8 protein-coding genes are annotated in these 9,135 nt (G+C 55.5%); 3 read left to right on the top strand and 5 right to left on the bottom strand.

The genetic code is table 11. From position 1 onward, the window contains the following. Window positions 1-153: 153 nt before the first annotated feature. A complete protein-coding gene (locus tag Pr1d_RS25655; RefSeq protein ID WP_148076200.1) occupies window positions 154-1,323 on the bottom strand; it encodes a cysteine desulfurase family protein in 1,170 nt (389 codons plus the stop codon). A 220-nt stretch (window positions 1,324-1,543) separates the two neighbouring features. Here Pr1d_RS25655 and Pr1d_RS25650 point away from each other — a divergent pair, with 220 nt between their 5' ends. The 3 genes from Pr1d_RS25650 (at window position 1,544) to Pr1d_RS25930 (ending at window position 3,447) form a co-directional block, all read left to right on the top strand. After that, complete coding sequence (locus Pr1d_RS25650; protein WP_148076199.1) at window positions 1,544-2,158, top strand: hypothetical protein; 615 nt, start codon at window positions 1,544-1,546, stop codon at window positions 2,156-2,158. A 32-nt stretch (window positions 2,159-2,190) separates the two neighbouring features. After that, window positions 2,191-2,883, top strand: coding sequence for an SMC-Scp complex subunit ScpB (scpB, locus tag Pr1d_RS25645; RefSeq protein ID WP_238476596.1), 693 nt, complete (start codon window positions 2,191-2,193; stop codon window positions 2,881-2,883). 174 nt (window positions 2,884-3,057) lie between these two features. Next, a complete protein-coding gene (locus Pr1d_RS25930; protein WP_168205488.1) occupies window positions 3,058-3,447 on the top strand; it encodes a hypothetical protein in 390 nt (129 codons plus the stop codon). A 67-nt stretch (window positions 3,448-3,514) separates the two neighbouring features. On the opposite strand, the gene hemA is transcribed toward Pr1d_RS25930, so the two are convergent. From hemA to Pr1d_RS25620, 4 genes are all read right to left on the bottom strand, one after another. Next, window positions 3,515-4,786: a glutamyl-tRNA reductase gene (gene hemA, locus Pr1d_RS25635; protein ID WP_148076198.1), complete on the bottom strand. Its 1,272-nt coding sequence runs from the start codon at window positions 4,784-4,786 to the stop codon at window positions 3,515-3,517. Next, window positions 4,783-5,679: a cytochrome c biogenesis protein CcsA gene (gene ccsA, locus Pr1d_RS25630; RefSeq protein WP_148076197.1), complete on the bottom strand. Its 897-nt coding sequence runs from the start codon at window positions 5,677-5,679 to the stop codon at window positions 4,783-4,785. The genes hemA and ccsA overlap by 4 nt, the downstream gene beginning before the upstream one ends. Window positions 5,680-5,754: 75 nt before the next feature. Beyond that, window positions 5,755-6,741: a sigma-54 interaction domain-containing protein gene (locus tag Pr1d_RS25625; protein ID WP_238476741.1), complete on the bottom strand. Its 987-nt coding sequence runs from the start codon at window positions 6,739-6,741 to the stop codon at window positions 5,755-5,757. A gap of 114 nt (window positions 6,742-6,855) precedes the next feature. Then, complete coding sequence (locus Pr1d_RS25620; protein WP_148076195.1) at window positions 6,856-9,069, bottom strand: hypothetical protein; 2,214 nt, start codon at window positions 9,067-9,069, stop codon at window positions 6,856-6,858. Between the last annotated feature and the right edge of the window lie 66 nt (window positions 9,070-9,135).

Below are 9,135 nucleotides of genomic sequence, written 5' to 3'. Positions count from 1 at the left end.
GGCTCCGTCCAGATTAGGCGGTGTTTTGGCAAACCGAATAGCAGGGAAACAGGCCCCATTGCCACCGATTTAAGGGTTCTAAAAAACGAACCCTAATTCTATCCGATTTGCCCGCTAACCGGGAGTAGCGCAGATGATTTTATGCCACTTTGTTCAGCGCCGTAAGTGGTTGTGCACCTTAATGATACGTCGACAAGCCTCGTCGATCTCCTCAGCCTTTGTCGTTGCCCCCCAACTGAAGCGCAAAGCGGACTCCACGAGCACTTTTTGGAGCCCCATTGCCATCAGTGCCGGAGAGGGTTCACTCGACCCGCTAGCACACGCCGACCCCGTCGAACATGCAACCCCCGCATGATCCAAAGCAAGAAAAAATGCCTGCCGATCGACCTCAGAAAATGCGACCGTCGACGTACTTGGGAGCCTTGGAGCCAGTCGCCCGATAGTCGTCGCAGAAGGAATCTCTGCCACAATCTGCTCTTCGAAACGAGTCTGAAACTTCTGCATCCGCTCAAGCCGTGCATTCGCTGCATCATGCCAAACTTCCAAAGCAACTTGCATCCCCATGGCCAATGCAACCGTTTCCGTGCCAGGCCGTAATCCCGCCTGCTGATGCCCGCCCCAGAGTTGCGGCGTGATCTGCACATCGTGCCGCACCAATAATAAGCCGATTCCCACCGGCCCATGAAACTTATGTGCCGCGCAGCTCAATGCCGTAAGTCGGCGCTCGGAAAAGTTTACCGGCAGCTTGCCGACCAACTGTGCGGCATCCGTATGCAATGCTACTGCGTGCGAAGCACACAGTTCCGCAATCTCATCAATCGGCTGCAACACCCCGGTTTCATTGTTTGCTGCCATGACGCTTACCAAATGCGTCTCAGCACAGATAGCATCACGTAGCTGGTCGACCAGCACGACTCCATTGCCATCTGCCCCAATGCGAGTCACTCGCCACCCTTGCCGCTCCAGTTGCTCAATTGGCCCTAGTACTGCTGGATGCTCAATCGCCGAAGTAATCAAATGCCCCGGCGAGAGCCCGCCGAGTACCCCTAGTAGTGCCAAATTATTCGCTTCGGTACCCCCGCTCGTGAAAATCAGCCGATCCGCATCCATGCCCGAAGTCTTGCCCCCGAGCAACTCAGCAATCCGCTCCCTGGCATTCTCCAATGCTCGCCGTGCCTCCTGCCCCGCGCGGTGCTGGCTCGCAGGATTCGCCCCATAGCGCAGTGACGCTTCGTGAATCGCGTCCGCTACCTCCGGCAGCATCGGCGTGGTGGCGTTATTATCGAGATAAATCGATTCGCTCATTCCTGCAATATACGACATCTTGCCTTGCCTGGAACGGAGTTCGTAGGGCAGTACAAGCGATAGCGCGGTTCCGGCCTCCTACTGAGAGGTTGCCTGTGGCCTTACGGCACTTGCTAGCAGTAGCCCATATTCTGCCATTGCCGCCAGTTTTCCCTAGGGACTACGATTGCCGACCCAGGATCGCCGAATGGATACGCGCGTTCTCCTGTTCTCGGTTTGCACTTAAGGATGAGTTGCCATGACGGTTTTTTTTCGTGCCAGCGTGATGCTCTTAACATTGGTAGGTCTACCAGCCGCCTGGATCTATTACGGCCCGCTCCCCACCGGCGCCCAGAAAGTGGTCAATCGCTTCGTTGATGTCGCTCGGGATGCCTTGGGCTGGCAGCAACCAATTCAAGCCAAACAGGCTTGGGACCAAGCCAAAGTGGCACCCCGCTTTAGCGAAGCGCCAGTTCGAGATCAAGGCGACGAAGCCGTCCGATTTCAGTACGACGCACCGAAAACCGAATCTACTATCCCCGCCTCCTCTCCGATCTCCTTGGTTTCAGCAACGCTTCCATCACCGGAGGCCAAAGTGTCTGCGTCCGACGATCTCGCGAGCCAGCTAGAACCCCATTTCTCCCTCCTTCGCAAACTGGGTGCAGCCGATTATTCCCTGGCCCATTGGGGCACCGAGGGAAATCTCTATCGGTTTCATTGTTCGATTCCCTTCGGTAATGAGGGCCTCATGTCTCGCGAATTTGATGCTATCGATGCCGATCCGGTTGCGGCAGTTCGGCAAATCGTCGGAGAAGTGACTTCCTGGCAAAATATCAAGCTCGACGCCGGCCACTCTTCCACGCAGTGGCGCTGAGTTTGCCCCATGGTCTTAGGAGATCGATTGCCATGAGAACCCGTTCAGGTCCCTTGGGATGGTTGCTAGGCAGCACGGCGACGCGGTATCAAACGGTTCTCACGGGCAGCGAGTACCCTCCGACACCGATTTTCCGGCTTTCGCAGGTTTCCAGGGAAGCCGGGAACACCAGTGACCCGAGTTCCCTAGACGACGATCAAGCCAAGATAGCTCGACTCGAAGCCGTCCTTTTTATCTCTCGCGAGCCGCTTTCGACAAGAAAACTGGCGAAGCTAGCCAGACTTGCCGATGGAACGGAGGCGCGTACGCTGCTCAAGTCTTTGGCCAAAAAGTACGATGAGCGTACGAGTGCCATCCAAGTGGTCGAGGTCGCGGGAGGGGTTCAGCTACTCACACGACCAGCCGTGGCGGATTGGCTGCGGCGTTTGCACGGAGAAGGCGAGGAAATGCGGCTTTCTCCTCCGGCATTAGAGACCTTGGCGGTTGTGGCCTATCGACAGCCGGTCGTCCGAGCGGAAGTCGAGGCCATTCGGGGAGTCCAATGCGGAGAAATCCTGAAAGTATTGATGGAACGCGATTTATTGCGTATTGTCGGGCGTTCCGAAGACTTGGGACGACCTTTCCTGTATGGCACAACCAAGAATTTCTTGCGAGTTTTTGGGCTTCGCCGCTTGGAACAACTCCCTGCGATCGATCAAATACAGGGCGTGGGGGTCGCAGGATAATCTTGCAGAAATTGCCTCCACCCGCCATAACGTCCAATTCTGGGTTTTCGTTCATTTTTTGTTGACCTATTGTGGTTGGCATGACTACACTTGGACCCGATTCATTTTACGTAACAAATTAAAAGCAAAGCATTTCAAATCTTCAGAATCATGAGAAGTTGAAGGAGCAAAATCGTGCAGCTTATTGATTCCTCAAAATCGACTGCGTTCGCCGAGACAGCGAGTGTCTCAGATCTATTCGGTGAGGACCGCTTTGGTCTCTTGGATCGTTACTTGAACCCGATGTTTAATTTTGACGACGACGAATACGAAGACGAAGATGTCGACGACGAGGATGCCGACGAAGAAGAATACGAGTACGAATACGAGTACGAAGAGGACGACGAGGAAGAGGATCCCGATGCAGAGGAAGAAGTCGAAGAAGAGTACGACGAAGATGAGTGGGAAGAGGTCGACGAAGATGTAGACGCCGACGTCGATGAGGAAGATGAAGAATACGAAGACGATGACCTCGAAGCCGACGAGGAATTCGAATATGAGTACGAGGACGAAGAAGACGAGTAGCGGCTGCTAGCCGTGCTGCAACGCGGCACACGGCGTCTCTGGTTCTGCCATGGGGACGGCTAAAGATTCAGTCTTCCAACTTGAACAATCGTCGCAGCGCATCCAGTAGCCCATGATGGGTGCCATTGCGTGATGCATCGCGGAGTGATTCTAACGGGGGATGCAGTAGCTTATTGACCAGCCGGTCCGCAAACTGACGAATTTCCTCACGCGATTGATCGTCCAATTCAGGCAACTTGTGGAACAGACGTTCGAGTTCCGCTTCTTTAGGACGATGTAGACCTTCCCTTAATCCGGTGATTACTGGGGCAGTCGCACGCAGGTGGGCATCGGCTACAAACCGTGCAGTTTCCTCGCGGACAATTTCCTCGGCAGCAGGAAGTTCTGCCGCCCGCGCTGCCCGATTGCGGTCACACGCTTGTTGAAGATCGTCAATGCAGTACAGATAGACCCCTAGTTCACGGCTGATTGCGGGATCGAAATCGCGTGGCACTGCTAGATCGAGGATTACCAATGGCCGTTGCTGTCGACGAGGAGCAATCCGCTCCTTGAATTGAGCAGCGCTAACGATGGGCTCGGAGGCGCTAGTGGTGCTTATCGCCATATCTGCCAGGGCGAGTTGATCTGCCAGTTCATCCCAAGGGTGGTAGGTTCCTTGCCATTGGTCGGCGAGTTCATGGCCACGCTCCTCGCTGCGATTGACGACATGAATCTGCGGCTTGCCAACTTCTCGCAAATAGCGAAGTGTCTCATCGGCCATATCCCCCGCCCCCGCCACCAGGACGTGTTTGCCGTCGAATGATTCGAACACGCAGTTGGCCAAGTCAGCAATTGCCACACTAGGGATACTCACTCGATGCCGATGCAGTGCTGTTTCCCCCGTGACTCGCTTGGCAGTCCGCAGGGCAGCTTGGAAGAGATCGTGCAGCCGCGGGCCTGCAACGTGCTGGGCCTGGGCGATCTGAAACGCTTGTTTCACTTGTGCGAGGATCTGCGGTTCGCCGACGACCATGCTGTCGAGGCTCGCCGCAACCCGCAGCAGGTGAGAAGCAACTTGCTGGTCGGTGAGCGAAATGATCCGATTTGAGAGATCTTCAGGTGCAAGATGATGAAAGTGAGCCAGTGCCGCGACAAGCTCGTCCGTTCGCGGTGCTTCTTGGGATCCCGCTGCGTAGAGTTCAACCCGATTACAGGTCGAGAGTAATACCAACTCCATCTCGGGCAAGTCGTTTTGCCACTGCGAGAGTGCTCTGGAGGCTTGTGTACCGTCAAACGCCAATCGTTGCCGAATATCGAGTCCGGCCTGATGATGACTGCATCCCACCATGCGGAGTTTCATGCGAGACCTCCGGTAGGAAGTTCGCCCAGGCAATAGACCGTCTTACCATTGTTTTGGGACCTATCGGCCGACTGACTGTGAAACCGATCACCCCATACTACCGCGGCCAGAACAAACATCAGAAACACAAACGCGGCAACGGTCAGATAGGCGACCTTGCGCCCCCGCCTGGCAGCAGGATAGATCATGCGAAAAACCTCGCAGGCTAACAGCCACACGGTCATCGCCGTGAGACTCACTACCACCGGATCGCTCCAGTAAAAATTGCGAGTCGATCCCTGTTGCGCCAGGTGCGCGATCACCCCTGTGAGCAGTCCCCCACCCATCATCAGGGTTGCAATCCCCAGCGATCTCCCATTAGCCCGTTCGAGCCATTCCAAGCTAGGGAGGCGAAATCCGGCAGGAGATGGCAGCTTACGCTTCAGCCGGCGGCTATGCAGCAGGTACATGATCCCCGCGAAAAAACCTACCATCACAGCGACCGTTCCTAAGAGCAGAAACAAGCCGTGAGCCAGCCCCCACACCCGTGGCGCCTCTTCCGGGGCCAGCGGCCGGGTCGATGCCAGCGTTGAAGCACCTACCAGCGCCAATACGCCGGGAAGCTGAAACAGGCCAAGCGACTTGCCGGGATAGTAAAACTTGGCAGCAAGATACACCACGGCCAACACCCAGGCAGCCAGTAGAAACCAGTCCTGCTGACTTGAAAGTGGAGCTGCAGGATGCTCAGCAACGCGCCTCCCTAGATACCACGTTTGCGCTACCAACCCCGCACCAACCGCTGCAATCTCCAGAAGCCGATTGTAGGGAATTTTAACCCACAGCCGCGCAAACTCGAGCACAAGCGCCACGGCGTAGCTTGCAGAGAAACAGACGATATTGATGCCGGAGTCCATGGGGTGATGGCTAAGTATTCAATGGTTACGTGTTGGAAACTTCCAAACGGCTTTTGTATTTGCCAAGCTGGTAACCTACCCGTCCACCTCCAAATCGTATTGTTTCAGTTTCTTATGCAACGTGTTGCGGTTGATCCCCAGGCGGGCGGCCGCTTTGATCTGCACATTGTCACAACTCGTCATCACCTGGGAGATGACTTCCCGCTCGACACGGTCCACAATCCGGCTATGTAGGTCCTCTGCTTTATCGTCGGCCCCGTCGACCCCCACTTGGACCAACTCCTCGGTCAAGGACTGGAAATCCATGGGCCGATTTCCCAATGCTCGAGGAGCCCTGCCTGTTACCACGATGGATGGCAAGAGGTCGACAGTAAGCTCGTCCCCCTGAGCCATCACAACAGCACGTTCCACATAGTTTTGTAACTCTCGCACATTGCCGGGCCATTCGTACTTCTGCATGGCTTCCATAGCTCGGCCATCGATGTGGACAACGTACCGGTCGTTTTGTTCATTGTAGATGTTCAGGAAGTGCGTGACGAGTTCCGGAACGTCCTCGGGACGCTCCCGTAGAGGGGGAAGATAAATCGGCACGACATTGAGGCGGTAGTACAAATCCTCGCGAAATTTGCCTTCTTCCGCTAGAGAAAGCAAATCCCGATTGCTGGCCGCGATCACGCGACAATCCACCTGCAGTGTCTTGGTATCGCCGACTCGCTCAAATTCTCGTTCCTGCAAGACTCGCAGTAGTTTGACCTGCAAATGTGGTGTCGTGGAATTGATTTCGTCGAGAAAAATCGTCCCCTTATGGGCTGCCTCAAAGCGGCCGGTGCGATTGTCGATCGCCCCCGTGAAGGCACCTCGGACATGTCCAAACAGTTCGCTCTCGAGCAAGTTTTCGCTTAAGGCTCCGCAGTTAACGCGGACGAAGGAGCGTTCACGGCGCTTGCTAAGTTCATGGATTGCGTGGGCAATCAATTCCTTGCCGGTACCCGTTTCCCCTAGAAGCAGCACGGAAGCCTGCGACTGGGCCACCTGCTTGGTCACTCGATACACCTCAGTCATTGCGGGTCCCGAGCCGATTATGCCCCGCAAGGGGCCCGGGTTAGCGGTGAGGTCAAGGCTATCGGTGAGAGGGGGCATAGTTAGCGGCCACTTGAGTTTTCAGCACGCACCTGCTTATTTGCTGATATCTTCGCTCTTCTTCTTTTTCTCAATCGTGTCGAGCACTTCACTCAGTACTTGTTGCGTCTCGGCATCGGCCGATTCACTGGCGTTGTAGCGGTCATATTGCGCAGCGATCTGGTCGGCAGTTAGCAGACAGCCAAATTGTTCGAAGCTATCGGCGAAGGCTTTTGCGGCCTGACGACGAAGTTCAAGAGGTTGGCTGGGAAGGCTGGCAAAATCAGCGAGTGCCTGTTGGCTACCGGCGGTACCTGCGGCAGCTAGTGCGCCAAGCGATGCTTGAGAAAGTTCATTCTGAAAGAGCGTCCGCTCCAAGTCGTCCGAATTGCGGAGCATCTCGTCATACGGTCCACCATCTCTCATGAGCTCGGCAATCCACTCGAGGGCTTGTGTGGCTTTCTGTGTACGTGCCTCGGCCGTGTAATGATTGTCAGCAAGCACGGCGAGTCGATCGACAAGTGATTTCATGGCCTCCGCACCGTGGGGGCGAGATACGCTCAGGAGATGATCGTCCACCCCAGCCAATTCTGCGCCTAATGCCATATCTTCGCTGCCTGTGAGAACTGCGATAGGGACATGTGCTAGCCGCGAGTGGGTGCGAAGCTGATAAACCACTTCGCGAATGAGTGGCTTACCAATGTTGCTGTCGACGAGCACCAGTTCCAGTCGGGGGGATTCCAGTGCCGTTCGAACCACATCAATACCAGTGAACACGGGGATCGCGTCAAAGCCCAGCCCCCGTAATCCGCCAGCCCAATCTTCTGCATGGGCTGCCGTAGGTGCCCCTGCGACAGCTTGAGGTGTGCCAGATCCCGCCGCGAATCGCCATAAAGCCGCCGGAACAGCACCTGCACCCGCAAACGATTGCTGAGGATTGATTTTCATGATCGCCGCCAGGGCGGCGAATTGAACTTCGGGGTTCGGATCGTTCACCGCGCGGGCTAGCGGAGTGGGTAGCCCATCGAAGGAAGTTAGGGCCCCATGATCACCACGTTCTCCCAACATTTCACAAATGGTAACTGCTGCAGCCCCACGATTTGATTTCATCGACAAAGCAAGCATGGAGCTAAGCTGCTCCACAGAAAGCCCCTTGGCCAATTCTAGGATTTCGTTGGGAGGTGCCTGATCCAATAAATGGGCGGTCTCAATAGCCGAGAGAATTGCCAATTGTCGATCTTCCGACGAAGCAGAGACAAGCACTAAATAGTTTTGGGTCAGTCGAGTATGCGCCAGGCTTCGTAGCAAGGCAGGCGAGAATTCCCTGCTCGAAACAACTTTCTTTTCGGGATCATAGGACCACCAGAGGTCAGAATCACGTGAGATCTCATCCGTGGGGATCCCGGTATCCAGGCGTTCGATAGCACGTTTTACTACCGCCAGGGCGTCATATTGGTTGGGGAGCGAAAGACCCAGCTTCAACAGTGCGCCTTGGGCAGCGGCTATCACTTCGGGATTTTCATCGCTTCCAGCTGCTAAGGTTGCCAACCAGGGAACTGCTTCTACCAGTTGCAAGTGCCCCGCGAGTTCGGCGACGTCGCGGCGAAATTGTCCCTTGCCATCAACCAGCGCCGCCACAACAAGCGGATTCACAAGTGGCCGCATTCCTGTCAATGCCAACATCAATTCAGCCCGGGTGTCTTTATCTGTTGCGGTAGCCAAAGCATGCAGACAAGCCGCGGCGGCAGGGGTGCCAATCACAGCCAGATCGTGCCGAGCCGCCTGCCGAGTTTCAGCGGAATCGGAACCCAACTCTGTGATTAGTTCCTGCAGATTATCGGGAGATCGAGCCAGTTTTTCCGCAGCCGCCAAGCACTTTTGGGCAAAGACTCGAGCTCCAGGAATTTGCTTTTCTCCTGCCGTACCAGCCAGCGACAACAACCGCGCAGTCCCCAAGCGATGGGCGATCACAGCCATCTCCTCCGGAGAAAGCTTCTCTGCAGCGATTGGCTTGAAGACTTCCGTGGCAGCGTCCCACGCGTTCAAGTCGATCAGCGTCATAACCGCCTCCATGGCATCGGCGGGAGTGTCGCGCGGCATATCAAGTACAGCGGCAACCGCCGGACTGTGCGCAGAAGGACTGGCCTGAGTCTCGCTTGCCGTCTCGTCCTGGGCGAATGTGTTGCTGCACATAAATACGCAGAGCAAGCAGTACGCCACGAAATGACGCGCTGTGACCAGATAGTCGTGGATTCGATCGAAAGTTTTCATGTCTCTAGTTAACCCAGTCAAATTCAAAGTTGCATGTCAGTAGTCGTTGATTTGGATTGCGATAAT

It is taken from the genome of Bythopirellula goksoeyrii (assembly GCF_008065115.1).
Classification (GTDB): Bacteria; Planctomycetota; Planctomycetia; order Pirellulales; family Lacipirellulaceae; genus Bythopirellula; species Bythopirellula goksoeyrii.
The sequence above is the reverse complement of the archived record's forward strand: the minus strand, read 5'-3'. Positions and strand labels throughout refer to the sequence as shown.